35 protein-coding genes are annotated in these 21,343 nt (G+C 66.6%); all 35 read right to left on the minus strand.

From position 1 onward, the window contains the following. Positions 1-20 precede the first annotated feature (20 nt). Positions 21-527, minus strand: coding sequence for an NUMOD4 motif-containing HNH endonuclease (locus AB4Z55_RS24015; protein ID WP_369520749.1), 507 nt, complete (start codon positions 525-527; stop codon positions 21-23). 69 nt (positions 528-596) lie between these two features. Further along, positions 597-878 (minus strand): hypothetical protein, encoded by a 282-nt coding sequence (locus AB4Z55_RS24020; RefSeq protein ID WP_369520750.1) that lies wholly within the window; start codon positions 876-878, stop codon positions 597-599. A 92-nt stretch (positions 879-970) separates the two neighbouring features. Continuing rightward, positions 971-1,381, minus strand: a complete 411-nt coding sequence (locus AB4Z55_RS24025; protein WP_369520751.1) for a hypothetical protein — start codon at positions 1,379-1,381, stop codon at positions 971-973. A 102-nt stretch (positions 1,382-1,483) separates the two neighbouring features. After that, positions 1,484-2,122 carry a hypothetical protein gene (locus AB4Z55_RS24030; protein ID WP_369520752.1) on the minus strand — a complete coding sequence of 213 codons (639 nt, stop codon included), beginning with the start codon at positions 2,120-2,122 and terminating at the stop codon, positions 1,484-1,486. Positions 2,123-2,227: 105 nt separating this feature from the next. Then, on the minus strand, positions 2,228-2,647 hold the full coding sequence (locus AB4Z55_RS24035; protein ID WP_369520753.1) for a hypothetical protein: 420 nt from the start codon (positions 2,645-2,647) through the stop codon (positions 2,228-2,230). Next, complete coding sequence (locus AB4Z55_RS24040; protein WP_369520754.1) at positions 2,644-2,931, minus strand: hypothetical protein; 288 nt, start codon at positions 2,929-2,931, stop codon at positions 2,644-2,646. Before AB4Z55_RS24040 ends, AB4Z55_RS24035 begins: the two co-directional genes overlap by 4 nt. Next, positions 2,924-3,217: a hypothetical protein gene (locus AB4Z55_RS24045; RefSeq protein WP_369520755.1), complete on the minus strand. Its 294-nt coding sequence runs from the start codon at positions 3,215-3,217 to the stop codon at positions 2,924-2,926. Before AB4Z55_RS24045 ends, AB4Z55_RS24040 begins: the two co-directional genes overlap by 8 nt. Further along, entirely contained in the window at positions 3,214-3,474 is a 261-nt protein-coding gene (locus AB4Z55_RS24050; RefSeq protein WP_369520756.1) for a hypothetical protein, read from the minus strand. Before AB4Z55_RS24050 ends, AB4Z55_RS24045 begins: the two co-directional genes overlap by 4 nt. An 8-nt stretch (positions 3,475-3,482) precedes the next feature. Further along, complete coding sequence (locus AB4Z55_RS24055; protein WP_369520757.1) at positions 3,483-3,845, minus strand: hypothetical protein; 363 nt, start codon at positions 3,843-3,845, stop codon at positions 3,483-3,485. Beyond that, positions 3,845-4,237: a hypothetical protein gene (locus AB4Z55_RS24060; protein ID WP_369520758.1), complete on the minus strand. Its 393-nt coding sequence runs from the start codon at positions 4,235-4,237 to the stop codon at positions 3,845-3,847. The genes AB4Z55_RS24055 and AB4Z55_RS24060 overlap by 1 nt, the downstream gene beginning before the upstream one ends. Continuing rightward, positions 4,234-4,662: a hypothetical protein gene (locus AB4Z55_RS24065; protein WP_369520759.1), complete on the minus strand. Its 429-nt coding sequence runs from the start codon at positions 4,660-4,662 to the stop codon at positions 4,234-4,236. Before AB4Z55_RS24065 ends, AB4Z55_RS24060 begins: the two co-directional genes overlap by 4 nt. 3 nt (positions 4,663-4,665) lie before the next feature. Further along, on the minus strand, positions 4,666-5,595 hold the full coding sequence (locus tag AB4Z55_RS24070) for a hypothetical protein (protein WP_369520760.1): 930 nt from the start codon (positions 5,593-5,595) through the stop codon (positions 4,666-4,668). Between the two features lie 26 nt (positions 5,596-5,621). Continuing rightward, positions 5,622-6,074 (minus strand): hypothetical protein, encoded by a 453-nt coding sequence (locus AB4Z55_RS24075; protein ID WP_369520761.1) that lies wholly within the window; start codon positions 6,072-6,074, stop codon positions 5,622-5,624. Between the two features lies 1 nt (position 6,075). After that, positions 6,076-7,515, minus strand: a complete 1,440-nt coding sequence (locus AB4Z55_RS24080; RefSeq protein ID WP_369520762.1) for a hypothetical protein — start codon at positions 7,513-7,515, stop codon at positions 6,076-6,078. Next, positions 7,515-8,873 carry a DUF935 family protein gene (locus AB4Z55_RS24085; RefSeq protein WP_369520763.1) on the minus strand — a complete coding sequence of 453 codons (1,359 nt, stop codon included), beginning with the start codon at positions 8,871-8,873 and terminating at the stop codon, positions 7,515-7,517. The genes AB4Z55_RS24080 and AB4Z55_RS24085 overlap by 1 nt, the downstream gene beginning before the upstream one ends. Positions 8,874-8,884: 11 nt before the next feature. After that, positions 8,885-10,453, minus strand: coding sequence for a hypothetical protein (locus AB4Z55_RS24090; RefSeq protein WP_369520764.1), 1,569 nt, complete (start codon positions 10,451-10,453; stop codon positions 8,885-8,887). Beyond that, positions 10,416-10,757: a hypothetical protein gene (locus tag AB4Z55_RS24095; RefSeq protein WP_369520765.1), complete on the minus strand. Its 342-nt coding sequence runs from the start codon at positions 10,755-10,757 to the stop codon at positions 10,416-10,418. The genes AB4Z55_RS24090 and AB4Z55_RS24095 overlap by 38 nt, the downstream gene beginning before the upstream one ends. Positions 10,758-10,882: 125 nt before the next feature. Continuing rightward, on the minus strand, positions 10,883-11,245 hold the full coding sequence (locus AB4Z55_RS24100) for a hypothetical protein (protein ID WP_369520766.1): 363 nt from the start codon (positions 11,243-11,245) through the stop codon (positions 10,883-10,885). A 231-nt stretch (positions 11,246-11,476) separates the two neighbouring features. Then, entirely contained in the window at positions 11,477-12,190 is a 714-nt protein-coding gene (locus AB4Z55_RS24105; RefSeq protein ID WP_369520767.1) for a hypothetical protein, read from the minus strand. Between the two features lie 3 nt (positions 12,191-12,193). Beyond that, the gene (locus tag AB4Z55_RS24110; RefSeq protein WP_369520768.1) at positions 12,194-12,556 is read right to left on the minus strand and encodes a hypothetical protein; all 363 of its coding nucleotides are present in this window, start codon (positions 12,554-12,556) and stop codon (positions 12,194-12,196) included. Continuing rightward, on the minus strand, positions 12,553-12,876 hold the full coding sequence (locus tag AB4Z55_RS24115; RefSeq protein ID WP_369520769.1) for a hypothetical protein: 324 nt from the start codon (positions 12,874-12,876) through the stop codon (positions 12,553-12,555). Before AB4Z55_RS24115 ends, AB4Z55_RS24110 begins: the two co-directional genes overlap by 4 nt. After that, complete coding sequence (locus AB4Z55_RS24120) at positions 12,873-13,649, minus strand: hypothetical protein (protein WP_369520770.1); 777 nt, start codon at positions 13,647-13,649, stop codon at positions 12,873-12,875. Before AB4Z55_RS24120 ends, AB4Z55_RS24115 begins: the two co-directional genes overlap by 4 nt. 178 nt (positions 13,650-13,827) lie before the next feature. Next, the gene (locus AB4Z55_RS24125) at positions 13,828-14,097 is read right to left on the minus strand and encodes a hypothetical protein (RefSeq protein WP_369520771.1); all 270 of its coding nucleotides are present in this window, start codon (positions 14,095-14,097) and stop codon (positions 13,828-13,830) included. Next, positions 14,094-14,687 (minus strand): hypothetical protein, encoded by a 594-nt coding sequence (locus tag AB4Z55_RS24130; RefSeq protein WP_369520772.1) that lies wholly within the window; start codon positions 14,685-14,687, stop codon positions 14,094-14,096. Before AB4Z55_RS24130 ends, AB4Z55_RS24125 begins: the two co-directional genes overlap by 4 nt. 94 nt (positions 14,688-14,781) lie before the next feature. Then, positions 14,782-15,072, minus strand: a complete 291-nt coding sequence (locus AB4Z55_RS24135) for a hypothetical protein (RefSeq protein WP_369520773.1) — start codon at positions 15,070-15,072, stop codon at positions 14,782-14,784. Then, positions 15,069-15,365, minus strand: a complete 297-nt coding sequence (locus AB4Z55_RS24140) for a hypothetical protein (RefSeq protein WP_369520774.1) — start codon at positions 15,363-15,365, stop codon at positions 15,069-15,071. Before AB4Z55_RS24140 ends, AB4Z55_RS24135 begins: the two co-directional genes overlap by 4 nt. After that, a complete protein-coding gene (locus AB4Z55_RS24145) occupies positions 15,362-16,324 on the minus strand; it encodes a hypothetical protein (RefSeq protein ID WP_369520775.1) in 963 nt (320 codons plus the stop codon). The genes AB4Z55_RS24140 and AB4Z55_RS24145 overlap by 4 nt, the downstream gene beginning before the upstream one ends. Beyond that, the gene (locus tag AB4Z55_RS24150) at positions 16,317-16,898 is read right to left on the minus strand and encodes an HNH endonuclease (RefSeq protein WP_369520776.1); all 582 of its coding nucleotides are present in this window, start codon (positions 16,896-16,898) and stop codon (positions 16,317-16,319) included. The genes AB4Z55_RS24145 and AB4Z55_RS24150 overlap by 8 nt, the downstream gene beginning before the upstream one ends. After that, positions 16,885-17,073 (minus strand): hypothetical protein, encoded by a 189-nt coding sequence (locus AB4Z55_RS24155; RefSeq protein ID WP_369520777.1) that lies wholly within the window; start codon positions 17,071-17,073, stop codon positions 16,885-16,887. Before AB4Z55_RS24155 ends, AB4Z55_RS24150 begins: the two co-directional genes overlap by 14 nt. Beyond that, positions 17,070-19,577: a DNA methyltransferase gene (locus tag AB4Z55_RS24160; RefSeq protein ID WP_369520778.1), complete on the minus strand. Its 2,508-nt coding sequence runs from the start codon at positions 19,575-19,577 to the stop codon at positions 17,070-17,072. Before AB4Z55_RS24160 ends, AB4Z55_RS24155 begins: the two co-directional genes overlap by 4 nt. Next, on the minus strand, positions 19,574-19,984 hold the full coding sequence (locus AB4Z55_RS24165; RefSeq protein WP_369520779.1) for a hypothetical protein: 411 nt from the start codon (positions 19,982-19,984) through the stop codon (positions 19,574-19,576). The genes AB4Z55_RS24160 and AB4Z55_RS24165 overlap by 4 nt, the downstream gene beginning before the upstream one ends. Further along, positions 19,981-20,199 (minus strand): hypothetical protein, encoded by a 219-nt coding sequence (locus AB4Z55_RS24170; RefSeq protein ID WP_369520780.1) that lies wholly within the window; start codon positions 20,197-20,199, stop codon positions 19,981-19,983. Before AB4Z55_RS24170 ends, AB4Z55_RS24165 begins: the two co-directional genes overlap by 4 nt. Continuing rightward, entirely contained in the window at positions 20,196-20,981 is a 786-nt protein-coding gene (locus AB4Z55_RS24175; protein WP_369520781.1) for a nucleotidyltransferase domain-containing protein, read from the minus strand. The genes AB4Z55_RS24170 and AB4Z55_RS24175 overlap by 4 nt, the downstream gene beginning before the upstream one ends. Then, entirely contained in the window at positions 20,978-21,163 is a 186-nt protein-coding gene (locus AB4Z55_RS24180) for a hypothetical protein (RefSeq protein ID WP_369520782.1), read from the minus strand. Before AB4Z55_RS24180 ends, AB4Z55_RS24175 begins: the two co-directional genes overlap by 4 nt. Next, entirely contained in the window at positions 21,160-21,342 is a 183-nt protein-coding gene (locus AB4Z55_RS24185) for a hypothetical protein (protein ID WP_369520783.1), read from the minus strand. The genes AB4Z55_RS24180 and AB4Z55_RS24185 overlap by 4 nt, the downstream gene beginning before the upstream one ends. Between the last annotated feature and the right edge of the window lies 1 nt (position 21,343).

A 21,343-nucleotide genomic window follows, 5' to 3' on the forward strand; every position in this document is an offset into this window, starting at 1 on the left:
CCAGACCTGATCCTCGGCCATCAGACCGCGGCCTTCAGACGACGGCGTTCACGCTTCAGTGCCGCTCGGCAAATGCGGCACACTCGGCGGCCTCGATACTCGTATGTGCTTGTGGCGGTATACACATGCCCCCGGTCGCACTGCGTCTTCCTCGCCTGGTTGTGGACGCCGTGCCGAACCTGGTCGGTCGAGTTCTCGGATCGAGTGCCGTACCTCAAGTTGCTCAGCCGGTTGTCGGTGCCGACTCCGTTGCGGTGGCATACCTCCATCCCGAGCGGGCAGGGTCCGACGAACGCGTCCATGACCAGTCGGTGGATCAGTGGAACCCGCGACTCGCCGTCCTTGTGCAGGCTCGTCTTCAGGTGGCCGTCCGGCGTGCGCCACAGCTTCCGATCCCGACCCTGAATCCGCAGGGTCCGGCCGTCTGACGCCTCCACCAGACGGTCCAGCGACCGGACATGACCATGGTCGGATACCTCGTAGTAGCCCTCGTAGCCAACGACGGGGCGCCATAGTTCTTCGGCCAACGGATTCCACCTCCGATCTGGGAAAGAGAGACAGAACGACCCCCGAAAGCGGTTGCCGTCGGGGGTCGTTCAGAGAGTGTCGAGGAACGCCATGACGTCCTCGGACGAGTGGTCACCACGGTTGCCGTACTTCGTGGGCTCGTCCTCGTCGACGTCGGTCCACGGGTACTTCGGGTGCTCTTTGGGCACCTTCACCTTGGGTTTTCCGAGCCGGTTGGAGATGCTGGCGGTCTGGATCTGCATGAGACGCACTTGCATCCACAGCAGTTGCTCGATCCAGCCCCACTGCTGCCCACCGGTCTTGGCCTGATCGATCGCCGTCCGGCCCTGGGGTAGACCGTCGATCAGCACCCGCAGTTTGCGGAGGGTGATCTCGCCGCGGTGATACCGGGCGAGAACACCCCGCGCGTTGGCCGGGTCACACAGACCCGGGTACGTCGCGTCTAGCGCTGCTTCGACTTCTTCGACGCCGCGCGGCGCGAGGAGCGATTCCGCCGAGTAGGGTTTCCCTGCAGCTCGTCGCGAATCTTCTTGCCGTAGTCGGTGAATGCCTGGTTGAACATCCACGACTCACCGCCGGCCGCGAGGAACTCCTCGTACTGGGTTTCGCCCATGTACCAGGCGGCGACGTCGATGTCGGCGGTCAGCGTTTCGAGCTGGTCCTTTTCGGCGTCGGTGAGGAACTGCATGTCCCGGACGACCCAGTCGCGGCCCTGGAACTTGAAGGTGAACGTGTCACCGTCGGTCTTGTCGAACGACTTGCCCTCGAAGTCGAACGTGTACACCTCCGTGTCGCCGTTGGCGCGAGCTTCCTCACGCTGCGCGATGTAGAGGTCGAGATCGATGTCAGCCATGGCAGGCCCCTTTCAGAGATCGGCAGGTCCAGAGGTGGTGCAAGGGTGCGGGGTGGGGCGGACCTGCCAGGGAAACTCCCCGCCCCGCACCCGTCTTGGGGGCTACGGCGTCGGCGGCACGTACTCCTGGAGGCCGGTGGTGTCCCAGCCCTCCATGAAGATCCGGCGGCGCGACAGCGCGTTTCCGTCGGGGCCGTCCTCGCCCGGGAAGCCGGTGACGGTGACGTTGTAGCCGATCATCTCGTCGGACTTGTAGGTGATCTCGCCGCGCTCGGTCACCTGGGCGGCCGCGAGGCAGGTGCGGCGGGCGCGCGACCCGTCGACGACGGTCAGCACCAGCTTGTGCTGCTTGACGTCGGGCTTGCCCGACTCGTCGAAGAACACCGACCCGTCGTCGTTGAGGAACATGTCGTCCGCGTCGACGCCGTAGTAGAACCCGGCGGTCGCCAGGGTCGACTGCCACAGCGTGAACTCGAGCGTCACGACGGACTTGGTGATCTCGTAGCGGATCGCCGAGTTCTCCTGCCAGGGAACGAATTCCTGGTTGTCCTCGTCGCGGCCCTCGGTGACACCGTCGTCGGAGATGTATCCGAGGTTGGTGTAGCCGCCGGGACCGGTGGTCGTCAGGTTGCTCATGTCGTGCGGGAGCACACCTGCGGTGAGCGATGCGATGTCGATGCGGCCGGTGACGCCGACGCGCGCGGCCTCGGCCTTGAACCCATCGATGGTTGGGACTGCCATCACGTCCTCCTCATTCTGCGTGTAGGCATGTGGAAGCAGCCCCTATCGGAGGGGTCTGCGGTGAACGGTCCTGGCAGGTCCGGATCTGGGGTGCCGCGGGGCGAATCAGGCTGTGTCGCGGCCGATGTGGAAGTGGTACTCGCCGTGTTCGCGCTTCACGCGCGGGTTGAAATCGGTCGCCCGGGAGAACACCGACACCTCGATCACCTTCTTGATCTCGATGTCGTCGCGATACACGAGGGAGAACAGGATCCCGCGGGTGCGGGCGGCGTACTCGCGGGACTGTTCTCGGTTGCGGCCGAGGATGTAGAAGTCGGCAGCGAACACGTCGATGAGCGGGCCGCCGCCGGCCTGCCACGGCACCGCCCGGGATCCGCCGGGGACGTCCTGGACGAGGACGATCGGGAGGCGGTTCTCGAGCGCCGTCTGGGGTGGAAGTTCGTCGCCGACGTAGGCCAGCGGGAGGGCAGTGTTGAGCGCCCCGATCACCTTCTCGAGGGCGTCGGGGAATCCGTTGTCGGTCATCGGGAGCCGATGGCCCTTCGGAGGGTGCGTCGACGGACAGTGGTGGAGTTGCCGTGCTCGCCGTCGGCGTCTGTCGATTCGACGTGGACGACGAACCGGCCGTTGCCGATGGTGCGTTCGGACAGGGTGATGTCGGCGCGGCCGTCGTTCTCGGCCTGGTCGATACGGCGGGCGCGGGCGGCGATCCCGCGGGCCCGGGCGCGTACGGCGCGGCGGACGCGCGGCATCCGGTTGAGCTCGCGGAACATGCGGTCCGCGTCGATCCGCACCAGATCGTCAGCCACGACGCGTCCCGTTCTGACGACGGATCGCGTCGAGCTGATTCTCGAACCGCTGCTCCGGACCAGGCGCCGGCTGGGCTTCCTCGGGTTCCTCCGGCTTCTCTGGCAGCGCGGCGACCGTGCGGACCTGGTCGACGTCGAGGGTGAGCGTCACGACCGCGTGCCCATCCTCGGCCACCGCCCTCGCCCGGATCGCCGACAGCGGGAACGGCAGATCCGTCCCGTCGAACACGACGACGTCGCGGGCGTAGTCGAACACGACCTCGCAGGGTGTCGGCTGCTCGGTCATCGCTTATCCAGGTAGTCCATGACTTCTTCCGAAGTCCGGCCGCCGCGGTCGCCGTAGGTGATTACGTGGTCACCTGCGGGAATCACCTCGACGTCGGCCGCGATGATCGGGATCGTGACGGTCGGAATCGCGTGCGGGTTGGCGATGTCATCGACGTCCGGGCCCTGTTCGGCGATCATCCACGGGAACTCGACACCGTCGACGAACACCTTCCGCTGCTTGCGGTCGATCGTGACTCTGTTCGGAACCTTGGGCATGGCAGGTCCTATCCGTTCTTGTATTCGAGGGTGAGTTCGACGTGGTCGACGCCGGACTCGAATTCGGGTGCTGGCCAGCGCTTGATCTCGCCAACGACGTCGAGGTCGCGGCCCGCGTGGGCGATCCGGTCGGTCGGCTCGACGTCGAGGTTCTTGCCCCGCGGGGTGCAGAGCCACCACACGGTTCGGGTCGCGACGCGGGTGCCGTTCTCGTCGGTCTCGTACTGGGTGCGGGGCTGCACCTCAACCTTGAACGGAACCGGGAGCCGTTGCGCCCCTTCCCACGACAGCATCTCGCCGTCGGGGTTGTACTTGTCCGACACCTTGACCGGCCGGACGATCTGCACTTGCTCGGTGTAGAACTGCGGCATCAGTAGTCGTTTCGCGGGAAGTTCCACCGCGGTTGCGGCTTCGACGACACACCGAGCTGCTCCCAGTGGTACGGCGTGAACACCAGCAACGCGTCCGGGTTGATCAGCTTCCCGGAGGTGATCTTCTCGCCCACCGTCTCGGAGAAGGTGCTGAGACCGGGCATCGACGCGCGGGCCTCGTCAGACTCGAGGACCGACCGAACGACCTGGAAGGACACGAGTTTCGCGTCCGGGTCGTCGGCCGCGAGGCCGGGCACCTTGCGGCGGATCCGGCGAGCCGCTGCGGCGAGGAGCTGCTCGGCGTAGATGCGCTCGGCAGAGGAGAGAGGACGCCACTGCGCCATGAACTCATCGGTCGTCAGGAACGGTGCCGTCCCCTCTCCACTCGTCACGCCAGCGCCTCGATCAGCTCTTGCTTGTCGAGCTTCTCGGCGTCCTCGGCGTTCCAGCCGCGAGCCACGGCGTACTCGACCCACACCTTCTTGGTGGCGGTGATCTTCGGCCGCACGGGCTCAGCGAGCTGGGTGTTGAGCTCGCTCACCGTGGTGGCGGCGTCGCCGCGCGCCTCCTCGACGTCGGTCTGAGCGTCGGCGAGGTCGGCGGTCGCCTGATCGAGGTTCTGGGCCGCGTCGACGACCTCCTCGACCTCGGCGGCCGGTGCGATCGCACCGGCCGCGAGGAGCCGCGACACCTGATGATCGGGCAGCCCCGTCACGGCATCGCCGCGCCGGTACTTGATCACCCTGATCGGGTGGCCCTTGTCATCGCGCTCGACGACGAAGTCGAAACGCGATGCGGTCAGGACGAACTCAGCCATGGCTCAGGCCACCAGCCCCGTGAGCCAGAGAGCGGCCTTCGGCTGGTCGAGGCCGATGGCGCGCTTGTGCGAGGCGTCCGAACGCCAGGTCTCGCGCGGGCCACCGTTGGGGCCACCGCCCTCCGGGTAGAGCGTGGTGAACTGCAGCGGCCGAGTGTCGGAGTAGAAGCCGACCGTGCCGCGCTCGAGGATGAGCGCCTTGTTGATCGGGAACGTCCGCGACTTGATCACGTTGAGACCCATCAGCAGGCCCGGGATCGCGCCGGTGTAGGCGATCGACTCGTTCGCCACGTTGCCCTGGTACACCTTCAGGATCTGCTCGTTGTCCATCAGGGTGGCGAGCAGGCCGGGATGGAGCACGATGGTGTCGGGTTCGAAGCCGTAGTACTCGTCTTCGGTCGCCTCATCCGGTGTGGCGGTCGAGATCTCCTCGATCGCCTTCGCCAGGTCGCTACGCGGCTTGCCCAGCGGGTCATCCCACGGCTCGGACACCGGCATCGTCGGCACTGCCGGCGAGGAGAACAGTGCCTTCGCGCCGCGATCGTTCGCGCGGACGAAGGTGTTGCGCAGACCGGTGATCTGCTTGTTCACCGCGTCGATCTTGTTCTCGTCGATCATCTCCTTCGAGATGCGAACGCCGAGAGCCTTCTTCGTCGCGTACGCGGCGCGCGGCAGGCCGAGACGACCGGCGCTCACCGGGATCTCGCCGAACTCGGCGACATCCTGCACGTCGTCGTCGAGGAACGTCGGATCGCCTTCGCGGAACGCGACGACACCGGCGTCGTTCTTGCCGCCGTTGCGAAGCAGCGCCTCGCTGATGAACTGGTTCTCCATCAGCTCCTTCAGCTTCGTCGGCACCCACAGCGGGTTCTTGACGAGGTCAGAGACGGTCAAGCTCGGTCCGTCGCTGACGCTCACGAGGGTGTTGGCCATGAGGATGGTCCTTTCGGGTTCGTGTCTCAGGCGAGACGGATCAGGCCGACTGCCTTTTCGGACACGTCGACGCCAGCGGGTTCGGTGCAGATACCGACGATCGTGCGGGCGTCGGGGGTGGCGCCTGCCGGTGTGACCTGGCCGTTCGCGGCGGCGATCAGCTTGTCGCCGAACGTCGCGTCGGCTGCGTAGGTCACCTTCACCTCGGTGCCGGCGTACGCGACGGCCACCGTGGTGGGGATGGGCGCGAGGGACACGACCGGGCGGCCGATCGCGTCGGTGCCGTTGGCGCCGGGGAAATCCTCGGGTGCGACAGCGTCGGTCAGCGCGACGCCGAGCACCTTGAGGCTGCCCGCCGCGGCGACACCGATGCGGCCACCGGTGCGGGCCTCGACGAGCTGGCCTCCCTTGATGACCTGATTGTCGGCCGGGGTGAAGGTCTTCGGGCCACCCTGGGTGACCTGGACGATTCCGGGCATGTCAGACGCTCCAGTTCTTGTAGGCCGGGTCCTCGCGGACGTCGGCGGTGTCGGCAGGTTCGGTCGAGTGGCCCAGCTCGTGGACCGGGACGGCGGAGTTGGGCGTCATCATCGATGCCAGCAACTCGCGGGCGTGTTCGGGGTTGGCGTCGAACGACTTGCGCCAGGTCTCCTTGTTCGCCGGGGTGATCCGGCCCTCGGAGATCGCGGAGTTGAGCGTCGTCTCGATGCCCGCCTTGCGCTCGTTCTCCAGGTACTCGGCGAACCGGGCGCTGTTGGTCTCGAGCGTCGCCAGGCGTCCGGCGTCGATCGCGACGACCCCGTCGGGCAGTCCGGCGCCGGCCGATGCGGCGGCGGGAGTTCCCGACGGTGTCGCGTCGCCCGCCGGCGGCGTGCCGTCTCCGGTGGTCGTCGAGTCCTCGGTGTTGTCGGCAGCCTTCTGCGCGACCTCCTCGGCGGCACCGATGATGCCGTCGAGGTCGACGTCGTCCTCCAGTCCGAGAGCGGTGCGGAGGGCCGCCAGCTGCTCGTTCGTGATCTCCACGTCTGAGCCTCCTTCGGTGGTTACCCCGTCCGCTCCCGCGGCGGGCTTCGATGTCCCGACCGGGCGGCCGGGACGGGATTCGGCGCGCGATGCGAACCGAACGGCTGGGGCCGAGGCGGCGACCTGCTCGGGTTCGCCCTCCTCGGGAGTCACGGTCACCGGGGTGGAGTCGACGTACTCGACCGTCACCTTCACTGGCTCGCCGAACGTGACGTCGTTGTCCGCCACGGTGAACGGCACCTTCAGCAGCGTGCTGTCGGCGTCGTTCTGCACGATTAGCTGCGGCGGGTCGACGAGCATCTCCCGAATCCACAGGTTGTAGTTGGTGGCGGCTGGACCGTTGTAGTACGCGGCGCGCACCTGATCGACGGTCACGGACGCCAGAGCTGTTGAGGCCATGGCCTTCTCCTTCTCCTGCGGCGCTTTGGCGTACAGGTCGTACAGGGATTCGAGAGTTCCGATGCCGGGGCGCTCGACACCGAGGAGCGCGACCGCGTGCAGCACGAACGGGTGGGTGTGGCCGAGCTGGCACACGTAGTTGTGTTCCCACTCGCCCGACCGGTCGGCATAGGCCGATGCGATGACCGAGCGGCCTTCGGTGTCGGCGGTGGCGAGCCACGCTGGCACACCGACGAAGTCGCCGACGAGGGTCTGCCCGTCGTCGGTGATTGCGAGGTTGTCGACGAGCCCTATCGTCGGGTCTCCGGGACCGTCGGAGTGTCCGGGTTTGAGGACCGGGCGTCGCACGCCGGGGCAGTCGAGCGCGGCGACCGCGGACGCGAAGTCCTCGGCGGTCGGATGCCATCCGGCGATGTTCGAGATGTTCCAGGTGCCGACCGAGCCGAGCTCGACACGAGGGATGGTCGCGAGGACCGGCGTCGCGGGGACGTCGACCATCAGAACAACGTCCCCTGATTCGCGCCGGTAGCGTGGGTTGCTCGCGGGCGTGTGCTCGCGGCGGGTGCCAGCGTGGGCGCCGGCGTCGGCGCCGGGTCTTCGGTCTTCGCGGGGATCCCGAAGTGCTGGCGCACCTTCTGCTCGACGAGGATGTCGGGCGACAGCAGGCCCGCTTCGACGAGCATCTTCAGCGCCGCGGCGGTGGCGGTCTGGTGGGAACCGATCTCGTCGAACACCAGCAGCGGAGCCTGCTCGTCGAGACCGAAGTTGATGTCCACGAGATCCTCGATGACGTGGGCGTTGCCGGTGTCGCGGACCTGCTCGCCGACGGTCTGCACCGACTGGGAGAAGGTGTGCTCTTGGACGCTGGCCAGCGCGTACGACCCGCCCTTGCCTTCGAGGTTGAGGAAGTGCGCGAGACCGGCGATCGCGATCATGTTGTCGTGGTAGGCGATCGCGGCGCCGATATCGATCAGATTGCCGTTCGGGGCGACGAGCTTGAGATCGGCGCCGAACGGGAGGCCGACGCCTGCGTTGTCGCCGCCGCGATACGCCATCGCCATGTCAGCGAGCTTGTCGACGTCCTCGTCGGACGCGCCGTCGGCGGCTGTCGCGACCGGGATACCCATGCCGGTGCGGCGGATCGCCATCGCCTGGTACCGGATCAGCTCGTCCTTGATCAGCCAGTGCTTGAAGCTCGGCCGCAGCAGCGAGTTCCCCACCCACATGCCGGGTTCCATGTCGCGGGTGTAGACCACCAGGCGGCTGATCGGGATGGACAGCGGCTTCGGCCCGTAGATCACCTTCGAGTTCGACGCCGGCGCCATCTGCTCGATCGACATCAGCCCGCCGTCGAGCGCGACATTCCAGGCCGAGATCGTGCGCTGCGGACGCGGAGCGAGCTTGCGCAGCCAGAACCGGCCCGCCTCTTCGCGGTACACCTGCTCGAACACGCTGTGCCCGTATGGCAACGCGGTGAGCGCCTGCGGCAGATGGTGCTTCCACGAGAACCGGCCCTTCGACCGGCCATAGTTCAGCTCGTCCTCGGCGCCGTCGATCGGTAGCCGCATGTTCCGGGCCACGAACTCCACGACCTCGTCACGCGCCCCGTTCGGCGCGATCCGCCACTGCGCCCGTAGGATCGGCAACGTGATCGCCGCGTACAGCGACGACACCCGCGAATCCTCGCGCAGCATCCGCGCGAACGTCTGCACACTCGCCGGCCATTGCAGGTCCGGGACACGCTCGAACATCTCCCACTGGGAGAACCCCGCCTCGGCCGCCGAGATCTGGCCGTGCACATAGCCCTTCTCACGGATCGCCGGTTTCGGCGGCTTCACCACTGGTTCAGTTGCCACGTGTCACCTCCCTAGAATCCCGCTGCCATCAGGTCCAATTCGCCGGTCACCCGGCTCGTGCTCGTCCGCTGCGCCGTCCCCCTCGACGGAGACGCCGGCTTCTTCTTCGCCCTGGCGCCGAACGTGATCAGCGCCCACCGCGCCAACGTGATCGCCTTCAACGGCGCCGCACTGTCGCCGACCGAGTCGTCCCACACGAAGTCGCCCCTCGGCAGATCGCGTTTCGTCGCGTCCGCCACCGCATCCCGCAGGATCTCCGCGTCTCCCGCGTGGGAGAGCATGTTCGTCGTCGCGTCGTCGAGGAACCCGCCGCACGCCTCCGCGTACTGCGACGCCGACAACAGCTCCGGCTCGACCTCCGCCGCCGTCAGCAGTGGCACAGCCGACTTCGCGTTGTCGTGCGAATCCATCACCAGCGCGACCGGGTCGGAACGCTCGAGCACCGCCAGCACGAACCGCACAACCTCCTGCGCGGTCGCCTGCCGGAAGTAGCCCACCTCGACGTGCACCTTGCCGTCGACGCGGTGTTGCGCCGCGGCCAACGCCCAGCGGTCCCGGTTACGAGTCCGCGACAGCGCCAACGCGATCGGCCCGGTCAGCTTCGGAGTGAGGCACCGCATCTTCGACCACTCCTCCAGGTCGACCAGCAGCTCGACATCGTCCTCGGGTTTCGGCCAGTGCCCGCGGTTGAGGAACTCGAGCTCGAAGATCCGCCGCTTCCTCGACGTGTTCGCGTTGCGGGCCTTCGTCCGCAGGAACCGCGGTTTCTGGATCACCCCGTAGGACGGATTCACGAACGCCCACGTGTCGGGGTCGTCGAGCGGCATCCCATCCTCGGGAGACCACTCGGCGAAGTACAGGTCTTCCTCGTTCGCCAGACCGCGACGCCGGATCGCCGCCAGCACCTGGCAATTCGGCATCGTCGACTCATCCACCGCGGTGGACAGGTAGATCGTCTGCGCGTTCGCCGACGCCGTCTGCGTTGGGTCGAGCGCACCGGTCTGGGTGTCGGTCAGGTTGTACGCCTCGTCGTAGATCACGAGGTCGACCTCGTCGAAACCCTTTCCGAGGTCAGCCGATCGGGTCACGAACGCGCACCGCGCGCCCCGGTCGGTCACGATCATCCCGCGACCACCCGAGCACGTGTGCTGCACGACCCGACGGTTCAGCCACGGGCGGGCCTCGATGATCGCCCACACGCGCTTGTACACATCCTCGGCGGTCGGCCACCGCTGCGCCGAGTACACAATCCGCTCGCCCTGACGGTCATTCGCCAGGAACAGACCCCACAGAATCCGCAGAATCACCAGCAGCGTCTTGCCGTTCTGCCGCGCGATGATCGCCACGCACTCCGGATGCGTCCACAACCCATCCGGACGACGCCGCATCCACGCCCGCAGCATCGTCGACTGCCACGGCATCGCCTTCTTACCGACCCGGCGACCCAGCTCGACAGCCTTCACACCGTCCGAGTCGTCGCCATCCCACTCCGACAGCAGCCGCGGTTCCTGCCGGCCCTCCAGCCGCGGCCACTCCGACAGATCAGAGCCCGGAGAGGCCGTCTTCGTCGCCGCTGCCACCGGAACCCCCTCCGGGGTTGCCGCCGCGCTGCCGCTCGATCTCCGCGAGCAGCTGACGCAGCGACGTCGTCTGCTGACGCGCCTCCGCGAGAGCGTGATCGACACGCACCTCGATGACCGAGTCCTTCCCCGTCACCAGCTTCGTCCACGTCGACACGTCGCCAGACAGGATCAGATCCAGCTTCGCCAGCCGATCCACCAGCCTGCCGACCTCGCGGATCATCAACCGCAACGCGACGGAGTCACCCTCGAGTGAAAGCTCCTCCACCACATCCGAACCGCGCATATCGAGGGCCAGCGTCAACAGAACCCTCCGATTCCTGCCCGAAACCCCCAGGTCCCCCGCAAAAAAATCCCACTCACCGGCGAGTGGCGTGCGAGGCCCCCCTTTCAGGATTTTTGGGGGGGGTGGGGGGTGTGGGTGGGCTGTTAGGGCCAGCAGTTGATGGCGAGGTGGGTGGTGGGGGCTGGTTGGTGTTGTCCGGTGAGGGCTGGGCGGGTGTGGTCGTGTCGTCCGTCGCCGCGTTGTTTGTTGCAGCGGCCGTGGAGGAGTCGGTCGGCGAGTGTTCCGCCGTGGGTGCGGGCGAGGGTGTGGTCGCCGGCGAGGCTGCCTGATGCGGGGTCGGGGCTGGTGGGGTTGTAGTCGGGGTTGCGGGTGCGGTCGAGGTACATGGGTTTGCCGCACCACCAGCAGGGTGTTCCGTCGATGTGACGGGTTTTGAGGTGTTTGACCTGCTGTTTGTGTGCGTGTCCGAGTCCGCGTTGTTCGGGGTTGGGGCGGCGTCTGGCCATGGGGTTCTCGTGTCGGTTGGGGGCCCGTCGCGGCGCGGGTGCTGCGTGTTCGGTCCGGTGCGGGGAGGCCCGGTCACCACACGATTGGATGCCAGCCCAGCATCGGGGTGTGTGGTGTCGAAGGTGTGCGCGCACGACCGCGCCGCGACGGGTGAATGAGAAGAGGTGCTGGCCCGTTCGGGCACAGCACCTCAACCTGAGCTTTCAGGATTCGGGATTTGTCAAGGGTTGTCAAGCATCTGAGCTTGTCGGCGTGTACTTGACGCGGCTCGCTGTCCAGGTGTAGTTACGGAATCTGTGTTGCCCCTTGTGTTTTCGTCCCAGTTCGCAGTGCCAATGTGAGTAGCCGCCTGAGCGTGGTGGTGGGGTTTGCTGGCAGGTGAACGGGACCTTGCCGTGGACGGCTGCGTGCAGCGCCTTGTAGTAGATCCAGCGGCGCAGCCCGAACCACTGGGCACGGGCTTTGTGCTGCCAGAGGAACCACCACACGAACAGGCCCGCGTTGATGTCCTGCCACGGGAGGGGTTGTATGTGGCCGCCGTGGTCGGGGTGGTTGGGGTAGAGGCCGACCTTCGTTGTGCGGCCGTCGTCCTGGAGGTCGTAGATCCGCCACGGAATGTCGCCTCGGCTCGTGTCGACGTCACGGAATTCGGTGGTGGTGTAGCAGCCGAACCGCTGGTCGAAGTCGGCGACGAGGGATGTGGCGATGCCCTCGACGTACTGGGTGGGGATCCACCACAGGTCGCGTCCGCGTGGCGGTCCCGCGTAGCCGCAGTCGTAGCGGCCGACGAGCCACATGACCGGGCGACCCCAGGAGTACCAGCGGTTCCAGTCGCCGACAGCGCGGGCGATCCTGGACCGCAGGGTGTCGTCGTGCTCGAGCTTGGTCCAACCGCGGTGACGCATCCAGCGGGACGCGGCCCGCGTCATGCTCGCATGGTTCATCGGTCAGTCCTCCTTTGGTGCGTAGGCGAAGGTGCTGAGGATCATGGGTTCGGCCGTGCTCGACAGCGTGGGCTCGGCGGACGCGCGCGCTGCTTCGGTGATGGGGGCGAGGATGCAGAGGGTGTCGCAGGACAGTCCTCGTGCGACGTCGGGGGTGGCGGGACAGAGGAGGATCTTCGCGCCGTTGGCGTACTGGATGTAGCGGCGTGAGCGGGATCGGCGTTGTGGCAGTTCGTCGATGGCGACGATGCGGTCGAAGAGGTCGGTGCAGTGGGCGCCCTTGCCGACGACGATCACTGTTCGACCTTCGGACGTTGCCTGGGTCACGAGCTGCTGCGCGAGTTCGTCGGCCTGTGGGTTGCTCATCGGGCCTCACTCAGGTCCGTGACGTCGGTCCCCCACTGCACCAGTCGTGCCTGCATGCCGGGGTAGGCGACGGCGTGGCGAAGTGCTTCGATCTCGGTCGGGAACGGGACGGCGGACGAGTGGTCGCTGTTGTACGCCATCCACACTCCGCTCGGCGGTGCGGCCTCGGCCTCGCCGAAGAACAGTCGGAAGACGTCGCCGAGCCCGCTCTGACGCTGCCAGGTGATCGAGAGGTTCGCATGCGACTTGATCAGCCAGTCGCGCACCCACTGGGCCTGCGCGTCATCGTTGGGTCGGATGGGCGGTAGTGGTGCGGTCATGGGGTTTTCCTTTGCTGTCGTCGGTCCTGTTGTTGTCGGAGTCGGTGGAAGACGTCGCCGGCGCGGTAGAGTTTCTGGCCGTCGCGGGTGCGGCCTCGGACGGGGAGGCGTTCGCGCCGCCGGTATGCCATGTCGTGCACGGTCTTCGGTTTGATGTCGAGTTTGAAGCGGTCGCGGACGACGTCGACGAGTTCGTTGGCGGTGAAGAACCGGCCTTCGAGTTCGGTGTCGACGAGTTGGCGCTGATAGTCGGTGTCGACGACGCGGCGGCACTTCTTGCAGGTGAGGGTGTCGCCGCCGCGGGACCACAGGGATTGGCCGCACATCTCGCAGTAGCCGTGGAAGTGGGGGCGGACGGGGGTGTCGACGGCGGCGAATGCGGTCTTGTGGGCGGCGGTGATGGTGTGGGCGATGTGGGTCGCGTTGTCGCACACGGCGAGTGACACGATGTGCCGGGACAGCCACATGGCGAGGTAGGGGCTGCGGCGTTCCCCGGGCCAGGTGAGTCCCCGTTCGGTGCACACCGAGAGGACGGCAGCGCGGAGCGCGCCGTGGAGTTCGCGTGCCGCTTCGGCCGCGGCGTCGTCGTACGGCATGGGCCCTTCGCTGTCGGCGCGTTTCCCGGAGACCCGCTCCGAGTTGTCGCGGAACGCGGTGTCGCGGATCAGTGTGGCGTCGAGGTCTTCGGACAGCCAGGAGTGGATGTCGGTGAGTTTCTCGACGAGGCGGTCCTGGGCGTGGGGGTTGAGGCCGGCGTCGATGGGCTGGGTCATCGGTTCGGGTGCCTCTCGTTGGCGTGCTGGGTGAATGCTCGGTCTCGGTCGACGCGCATGTTCTCGGAGTAGACCGGCACGGCGGGCCGCTCGGGCTCGGGTGCACGCGGGGGCGTGGGGGCGCAGTCGCAGGCGTCGGCGGCGGCCGGGACCTCGAGATGGCAGCGCGGGCAAACGGTCATCGGATCGATTCCCGCTCCCCGTACTCAGTGACGAGTCCGATCACACAGTGCTCGTGATCGTTGAGGAACGTCAGTGCGTTCCGCAGGTACCGGTCATCGGGGTAGTCGACGAGTTCGGCACGCACAAGCGGCAGGATCACATCGCGTCTGCGGACCAGCTCTCGAACCTTCTCGAGCGTTTCGGTACCGCGGTGCTGCTCGACCTCCTCGTCAGAGGTCAGTGGCGGGTTGTGGCAGGAGCATTCGAGGTAGTGGTACGTGCTCACGCGTCCTCCTTCGGCCAGGTGACGGATGCGAGGCCATTGTGTTGCCAGGTCCCGACGTCGAACGGGAGTGTCCAGCCGGAGTGGAGTGCCCCCATGCCGGCGAGGGTGAGGGCGTCGGCTTCGTCGTGGTTGCTGATGCGTTGCTCGATGTGGGGTCCCCACTGGTCGCGGACGGCGGTGGTGACGCGGGCCTTGCGGTCCTTCGGGTCGAGGCCCCGCACGACCTTCCCCGTCGCCCACTTCTCGCGGGTCGCCGGATTCACCACGGCAACAGGGATTCCGAGCGCGTCGAGCTGGGAGACGATGCCGAACCACAGGACCCACCGGTCGATCAGTGAGTGCTGCATCTTCATGTGGGCGGGCATCTCCTCGATGACGACGAGTTCGGTGTCGCGGGGGATCGCCTGGACGACGAACCGCGTCTGGGTGACGATGCGGCGGGAGCGGTGGACCCACGACTTCGAGTCGGTCGACTGGTGGCCGACGGACCGCAGGGTGCGGACGTGAGCGACGTCGTCACCGTCATGGCGGGCGAGGATCGCGATGCCGGTGCTGGTGAGGGACGGGTCGAGGCCGACGATGGCGGTCATGAACGAGTCCGCTTCCGGAGACGCTCGGCGAGGCGGCTGGCTGCCCATGAGACACCGAGGGCGACCTCGCGGATTTGGTCTTCGATCCACTGCTTCACGGTTCGACAACCTCCGTGTCTGGGACCTCGTCTGGCTGGTGTTGGGCGAATTCGTCGCGGACGATCTGGGCCGCCTCACCGACCCCGGAGAGGGCGAGGCCATTCACGGCGAACGCGAGGAGTGCGCGGAGCGCATCGGTCGGGACGTCTTCGGCCGACGGGCCGCCGGCCGGGAGCCGCCCGAACCCGTCGGGGTGGCGCATCACGTGGATGCGCCACTCGATCGGCGAGTCGGCGCTGTCGCTGGTGTCGACGGCGACCACCTTGGAACGCTTCTCGGTGCTCACAGTTCCGTCACCTCCTGCATCACGTCACGGATGGCGTAGAACCGCATGTCGCACACCGGGCATACAGGCTGCGGTGCGCCCTTCTTCGTGAGGGTGCGGCGCACGTGGTTCCGGACGACCTGCACGCAGTGCCCGCACAGCAGCGTCACGTGGTGGCCGCACGTGTGGTCGTCCGGCGTCTTCGGTGGGTGCATCACCACGCGGTAGACCGCGGGGTCGGTGCACACCACGCGGGGGCTGGCCGAGTCGCACGGGATGTGCGCGGCGAAGTCGGGCAGGTGGGGCTGGGTCACGACGAGCTTCCTTTCGAGGCTGAGGCGGCGAGCTGTTCGCGGACGAGTGCCATCCCGCGGGCTGCGCGGGCGGCGGTCTCTGGGTCGTGGTCGCACACGCGGTTCCCGCGGTAGCCGTTGCTGTCGCACAGGTCGCAGTTGGCGATCTCGGCGGCGCGGAGTTCCGCTGCGGTGCGGGCGGCTTCGGATCGGGCGGCGGCGGCGCGGCGACTCTGGTCAGCCAGCCACGCATCGTGGTGCTGGCGAGCGTCTTTGCATGGGCCGCAGGGCCGGTCGGTTCCTTCGGGATGCCGAGAGCATGTGAGTGGGGGCGCGTCGTGGGACTGGGCCGATTCGGGAGCCTCGCGTGTGTGGGTACGCGCGTGCGACCCCCCAACTGAACCACCTACAGACGTAACTACTCCTTCTCCCTCTCCCACTCCCCGGGGTTCGGTTGGGGTTCCCGAAGGGTTAAAGGGTTCGGGAAGGCTTCCGTTGGGGTTCGGAACGTCGTCCGTTGGGGTTCTGGAAGGGTTCTCAGGATTGGTCGTCGGGTCGATCTCCTCAGCCACGGCACGGGTATCGGATCGCCCCAATCTGCGCAGTTCAACAGCGAGTTCGCGCCGCAACCGATCGGACGCCGCCATGCTCGCGCACTTGAGTGCGTTCTTCAGCAGGTTCGGCTGCTTGATCACGTTGCTGCGCCGCATGTATGACCGCACCAGCAGCTCATCGGTCTCTTCGTCGACGATGATGAACCGAGCGTCCTCGAGCGCCTTGAGATCGGCTGTGAGGTCGTCGAGAGTCATCGCGTCGCAGCCCTTGACCCACTTCGTCGGTTGCAGCGGCAGGAGGCCGGCGCGGTCGAGTTCCTTCTGGGACAGCAGTTGAGCGAACGTCGCCTGGGCGGTTCGAGGGAGCGCACGGAAGTCCCGGTCGCGCCAGATGGATTCGTCGATGAACCCGCCCGAGTTAGCCACGGTCGTTCACCTCCGCCACGATGTCGGCGGCACGGTCCTGTGCCTGTCGGATTCGCCGCCAGCAGCAGCCGCAGAAGTACTTCCACTCGTCCGAGGAGCGCGCGGTCATCGTGGCGTCAATGAGCTCGTCAAAGTCGCCGTCGTCGAGTCCGGCGTTCAGGAAGCGATCGAGCGAAACAGTGAACTCCTCCGGGAGCGGGACGCTGTGCTTCTCTCCGCGAGCGTCGGTCCACGTCCACCGATTCCAGCGCGCGCGGAACCATGTGTGGATCCACTGGTGAAACTCGCGTTCCCCGGCGCGTTCCTCCGCGGCCTGTTTCATGGCTGCCGCCCAGAGGAGCGCTCGCTCCTGGACGTCCGCGATCATCGTCGCGTCAGGTGAGGTGGCGGCCTTGCCACTGTTGCAGTCGCGGCACGCGGTGACGAGATTCGTCGGATCGTCGAGACCGCCGAGCGCGACGGGGATGACGTGGTCGACGGTGAGCGGCACCGCCGGCGCGGACGCTCCGCAGTACCGACAGGTGTGGTTGTCGCGCCGCAGAATCTCGTAGCGCAGTCGTCTACTGAGGGCCACTCTGCGCCTCCTTGTCGTGTAGTCGTGTCGGGCAGTCGGGGTGGTGGCCCTGCGCTTCGGGATGCCACTCGCACCACAGGCATCGGCGGTACCGGATCCGCTCGGCGGTCGTGAGGACCCCGGGTAGGGGCTTCATCTCGCGGTGACTCACCGGACGCTCTGCTTTGCCGGTCATGACACGTCCTCAAAGTCGAACAGTGTGGGCATGTCGTGGCGGCGTTCTTCGGCTTCGAGGTACTTCACCGAGTCGAGCCAGTAGCCGGCGTTGAGTTCCACTCCACGGCCGCGGCGGCCGAGTTTCAGTGCGCGTAGGGGTACTGTGCCGAGTCCGGCGAACGGGTCGAACACAAGCTCGTCGGGGTTGGAGAATCGGTTGATGAGGCGGTCGACGATGTCGATCTGCAAGGGGCACACATGCATTTGGACGTTGCGGCGCTTCTGCTCGCCGTTGAGGGTGAGCATCCGGTTGACGTCGTGCCACACGTCGTCGCGCCACGACCCCGGGGCGAGGCTCATGAACGTGGCGGGCAGTGCGCCGCGGCCGTCGAGTTCTTCCCCGATCCGGACGTGCGATTCGTAGTCGTACACCTGCCGCAACGTCTGTTCGGTGAACAGCTTCGACAGCTGCTCGGGTGGAAGGCCTGCGAGTTCGTCGGTGGTCAGCAGCCGGTCGCCCCCGGAACGCCAAAAGGCGTGCGCGTCGACTTGCCAGCGAGCCCGCGAGTAGTCGGTTTTGTCCTTGACGACGGGGGTGTCGGCGTAGCCCTTCTCACGGTTGGTTTGCGGCTTGTGGAACAGCAACACGTACTCCGGTGACCCGACACCCATCTTCGTCGCGTCCTTGCACTGCTCAGACCATCCGAGGCGGTAGGTCTGGTTGTTTTCGCGCACCACGTCGGTGACGACGGTGATCATCCCGAGGTAGTCGAAGCCGTGTTTCCGGGCGTGGAAGATCGCTTCCGCGTGGAACGGGGAGACGGTGGGGATCCCGGCGCCGGTGACGGCGCCGAACAGGATGCGGTCCTTGACGTGGCAGGCGTACACGCGGCCGGGGCGCAGGACTCGCAGCAGTTCGGGCGTGAGGTAGTCCATCTGGGCCCAGAAGTGGGCGTTGTCGTCGGTGTGGCCGAAGTCTTCGACGGCCGGGGTGTACTCGTAGTGGTTGGAGAACGGGATCGAGGTGACGACCAGGTCGACAGACTCGGTGTCCATGCTGCGGGTTTCGGGTACGCAGTCGTTGTTGGCCAGGAGCCACCGGTCGCCGGATGCTTCGTTGCGGGTGACGCCGATGGAGCGTTTCAGGGCATCACGCACGGAGGTTTGGGACAGGCCGTGTTCGGCGATGACGTCGGTCATGTTGGTGGTCAACTCCCGGTGTTGTGCCCACTTGTCGAGCAGGGAGGCCTTCACCTCGCGCTCGGAGTCGGCATAGATGACGGAGATGCGGCAGCGGCGGGTCTGGCCGAACCGGACGATCCGGTGCTGAGATTGGATGAAGTCGTTGAACTTGTGCGTGATGCCGACGTAGATCGCGGTGTTGCACTGCTGCAGGTTCACGCCCTGGCCGAGCATCACCGGTTTCCCGATGAGGACTTTCGTCTTGCCGTCGCGCCACGCCTGGAGGCGGCGTTCGCATTCGTCGGGGTCGAGGGATCCGTAGATCGACGAATAGCTGAATCCGAGTGCGTCCATGGCGTGTTCGATGGCGCGTTGTTCGTCGTTGAGGTCGCACCACAGGATGATCTGGTCACCGCCTGTGACGGCATCGTGCTGAGCGACGAGACCGGTCAGCTTCTTCACCCGGGCGGGCAGAGTGGCTCGTTTCTCCCGGGCCGCGTCGACCATCGACAGCGCGGTCCCCTTGAACAGGGGTGCGGCGCCGTCACGGTCGAAAGCGACGGCCGTGTGGTCGGCGTCGACTTCTTCCCAGATGACGTCCAGGCCAGGTAGGTCGTAACCGGTGGCGTCGCAGCCGATGTCGGCTGGTGATTGCAGGAAGATCGACCATGTGTTGAGCCACAGCCAGAACTCGCGTTCCTTGTGTGGGTAGAGGGTGAGGTTGTTGGCTTTGGTGGAGTCTCGTTGGAAGAACCGCGTCAAGGCCTGCCCGGTGTCCATGACGCCGAGGTAGCCGGCGTAGTGAATAAGTTCCTTGTACCGGTTGGGTGACGGGGTGGCGGTCGCGACGAACCGGTAGGGCACATCAGCGAACATCGGCAGAAACGTCTGGTAGGTCTTCGACCCGAACGACCTCAGGATCGACGCCTCGTCGAGCGAGACAGCGACGAACAGCGACGGGTCAAGTTTGCCGTCGCGGACGCTCTCATAGTTCGTCACATACAGTCCGGGCCCGTCGACCTCGCTGTCGCGGCGCACGAATGTCGTCTCCGTGCCGACCAGTCGGGCGTCACGCGCGAACTCGCCACGCACCCCGAGAGGACAGACGATCAACGCGCGGCCACCCTCCTGGTGCAGGACCTGACGCAACACCTCCAACTGCATCAGTGACTTACCGAGTCCGAATGCGGCGAAGATCGCTCGACGCCCACCCTTGACTGCCCACTGGACAATCCGACGTTGATGGTCGAACAACACCGGATGCACCGCGTCGAGGTCGATATCGAACCCGTAATGTCGATCGAAATCGACCTTGGCCGTGAGGAAGTCGCTGTAGGTCATGACACCTCCTGGAACAGGTCGAGTTGTTGACCATCCGCCGGTGCGCGTCGATCTTGGAGGTCGATCGCATCGAGGGTGATGCGGTAGAGCGCGGGGATGTCGCGGGTGTTGACCGGGTAGACCCGCCACGCAACGAGCGCGCGGGCCCGTAGCTCGTCGGGGAGGCTGTCGGCCCACTTCTGCACGCGGGTGAGGGTGATGGACACCTCGCGCTCTGGGTTCCACTGGGTGGGCCACCAGCCGGTGAGTTTGTTGCCGCGCACGGCGTAGGAGAAGCGACCGTTTCCGCCGCCGCTCATGCTGGTTCGCACGTGGTCGGTCATGCCGGACGTCGCGACGATCGGAGCGATGACGCGGTGCGCTTCGCGGAGGAGGTCGCGTTCGTCGGCGGTCAGGGCGAGGGTCATGATCGCGTGCTGTCGAGTAGGTCGCGGTTGGCTTCGCGGAAGGTGTCGCCGTTCTGCTCTATCCATGCCGCGGTTGCCTGTTGGCGTCGCGGGAGGGCCAGTCCGTCCCAGCGGTTTCGCCAGGTGCCGTCCTTGAGGAGGTACGCGCTGGTGCCGTCGTAGACGCCGGGGATCTCGACGGCGATCGCGATGTCGTCGGTGGTGAAGTCGCTCATTCCGACCACAGCCAGTCCCAGCCGTCGTTGTACCAGCGGATGAGCTTCTCGTTGATCGCCTCCATGTCGGGTCGCTCAGGCAGCGCCGCATGGTCGCGGAGGTTGTTGAGCTGCGCCAGAAGGTCATCGGCGCGGTCGAGCGCCTCCTCCTTCGTGTGCTTCCCGGCGCGGAGCTCGGTCAGCCACGTCCGATCCGGTTCGGCGATCGGCAACTGGATACGTCCGGTGGTGAGGAGTTCGACGCCCTGCAGACCGAGGCGCACCATGTGATAGGCGAATTTGGTGTCGAACCCGTAGGTGTCGACGAGCTCCGGGCGGTTGGTGCGCTGTGACCGCAGGCCGAGCATCCGTTCCTTCTGTGACACGAGGTATCCGCCGAACTTGGCTGCGACCTGCCGGGTGACGAACAGGTCCGCGGCGGCCTGGATCTCGTAGCTGATCCCGACGGTGTCGCGGTGGACGATCTCGCGGTCCGGGATGAACAGCAGCAGCAGGATCGTCGGGTTGCCGGCCGCGGCGAGACGCACCCACTTCCGCAGGGAGTAGACGACGAGGTCGAGATCGCCTGCTCCGGAGCGGTGGTGGTCGGGCTGGGTTCGGAACTCGTACTGATCGAACGTGTTCAGGCCGATGACGTAGTCGGGTGGCTCGATGCACAGGCCCATCTCGTCGCGGTCGTCGGCGCCGGTCGTGACGCCGTGCAAGCCGGAGCCGACCTGGCCCCGCAGGATCAGGCCGCGGTGGGCGATGTCGGCGTTCGTCGGGTTGTTGTGCTTCGTCATACCTGGCCGTTCAGGGTCTTGGCCATGCAATGGGGGCAGACCTCGCCGTCGTCGCCGGAGTACCAGCCGACGGGCTGGCCGGTGATGACCTGCAGGGGGTTGTAGTCGTAGGCGTCGGCGAGGGTGCGTTCGCGCCGACACAGACTGCATGTCGGCACGGTCGGCTCGGTGGTGTCTGTCATTGGGGCAGGTCCTTTCGGGCGCGGTGTGCTGCCAGCCGTGCCCATCCGACGACGGAGAGCGCTTCGACGATCAGGAGCGCCCACGCGGCGGCGAGGAGTAGCCAGCCGCCGGTGAGGATGGCGGCGAGGGCGAGGCAGAAGAGGGCGAGGTTGGCCACGGCCAGCAGCACGAACGGCATC

It is taken from the genome of Gordonia sp. ABKF26, assembly GCF_041103195.1.
Taxonomy (GTDB): Bacteria; Actinomycetota; Actinomycetes; order Mycobacteriales; family Mycobacteriaceae; genus Gordonia; species Gordonia terrae.

What these genes read in the sequence shown, in the direction of transcription:
- AB4Z55_RS24025 (WP_369520751.1), bottom strand. Translation starts at nt 1,381, where the DNA reads ATGGCTGACATCGATCTCGACCTCTACATCGCGCAGCGTGAGGAAGCT.
- AB4Z55_RS24030 (WP_369520752.1), bottom strand. Translation starts at nt 2,122, where the DNA reads ATGGCAGTCCCAACCATCGATGGGTTCAAGGCCGAGGCCGCGCGCGTC.
- AB4Z55_RS24035 (WP_369520753.1), bottom strand. Translation starts at nt 2,647, where the DNA reads ATGACCGACAACGGATTCCCCGACGCCCTCGAGAAGGTGATCGGGGCG.
- AB4Z55_RS24045 (WP_369520755.1), bottom strand. Translation starts at nt 3,217, where the DNA reads ATGACCGAGCAGCCGACACCCTGCGAGGTCGTGTTCGACTACGCCCGC.
- AB4Z55_RS24050 (WP_369520756.1), bottom strand. Translation starts at nt 3,474, where the DNA reads ATGCCCAAGGTTCCGAACAGAGTCACGATCGACCGCAAGCAGCGGAAG.
- AB4Z55_RS24055 (WP_369520757.1), bottom strand. Translation starts at nt 3,845, where the DNA reads ATGCCGCAGTTCTACACCGAGCAAGTGCAGATCGTCCGGCCGGTCAAG.
- AB4Z55_RS24065 (WP_369520759.1), bottom strand. Translation starts at nt 4,662, where the DNA reads ATGGCTGAGTTCGTCCTGACCGCATCGCGTTTCGACTTCGTCGTCGAG.
- AB4Z55_RS24070 (WP_369520760.1), bottom strand. Translation starts at nt 5,595, where the DNA reads ATGGCCAACACCCTCGTGAGCGTCAGCGACGGACCGAGCTTGACCGTC.
- AB4Z55_RS24075 (WP_369520761.1), bottom strand. Translation starts at nt 6,074, where the DNA reads ATGCCCGGAATCGTCCAGGTCACCCAGGGTGGCCCGAAGACCTTCACC.
- AB4Z55_RS24080 (WP_369520762.1), bottom strand. Translation starts at nt 7,515, where the DNA reads ATGGTCGACGTCCCCGCGACGCCGGTCCTCGCGACCATCCCTCGTGTC.
- AB4Z55_RS24100 (WP_369520766.1), bottom strand. Translation starts at nt 11,245, where the DNA reads ATGGCCAGACGCCGCCCCAACCCCGAACAACGCGGACTCGGACACGCA.
- AB4Z55_RS24105 (WP_369520767.1), bottom strand. Translation starts at nt 12,190, where the DNA reads ATGAACCATGCGAGCATGACGCGGGCCGCGTCCCGCTGGATGCGTCAC.
- AB4Z55_RS24110 (WP_369520768.1), bottom strand. Translation starts at nt 12,556, where the DNA reads ATGAGCAACCCACAGGCCGACGAACTCGCGCAGCAGCTCGTGACCCAG.
- AB4Z55_RS24115 (WP_369520769.1), bottom strand. Translation starts at nt 12,876, where the DNA reads ATGACCGCACCACTACCGCCCATCCGACCCAACGATGACGCGCAGGCC.
- AB4Z55_RS24120 (WP_369520770.1), bottom strand. Translation starts at nt 13,649, where the DNA reads ATGACCCAGCCCATCGACGCCGGCCTCAACCCCCACGCCCAGGACCGC.
- AB4Z55_RS24130 (WP_369520772.1), bottom strand. Translation starts at nt 14,687, where the DNA reads ATGACCGCCATCGTCGGCCTCGACCCGTCCCTCACCAGCACCGGCATC.
- AB4Z55_RS24155 (WP_369520777.1), bottom strand. Translation starts at nt 17,073, where the DNA reads ATGACCGGCAAAGCAGAGCGTCCGGTGAGTCACCGCGAGATGAAGCCC.
- AB4Z55_RS24160 (WP_369520778.1), bottom strand. Translation starts at nt 19,577, where the DNA reads ATGACCTACAGCGACTTCCTCACGGCCAAGGTCGATTTCGATCGACAT.
- AB4Z55_RS24165 (WP_369520779.1), bottom strand. Translation starts at nt 19,984, where the DNA reads ATGACCCTCGCCCTGACCGCCGACGAACGCGACCTCCTCCGCGAAGCG.
- AB4Z55_RS24170 (WP_369520780.1), bottom strand. Translation starts at nt 20,199, where the DNA reads ATGAGCGACTTCACCACCGACGACATCGCGATCGCCGTCGAGATCCCC.
- AB4Z55_RS24175 (WP_369520781.1), bottom strand. Translation starts at nt 20,981, where the DNA reads ATGACGAAGCACAACAACCCGACGAACGCCGACATCGCCCACCGCGGC.
- AB4Z55_RS24180 (WP_369520782.1), bottom strand. Translation starts at nt 21,163, where the DNA reads ATGACAGACACCACCGAGCCGACCGTGCCGACATGCAGTCTGTGTCGG.
- AB4Z55_RS24185 (WP_369520783.1), bottom strand. Translation starts at nt 21,342, where the DNA reads ATGCCGTTCGTGCTGCTGGCCGTGGCCAACCTCGCCCTCTTCTGCCTC.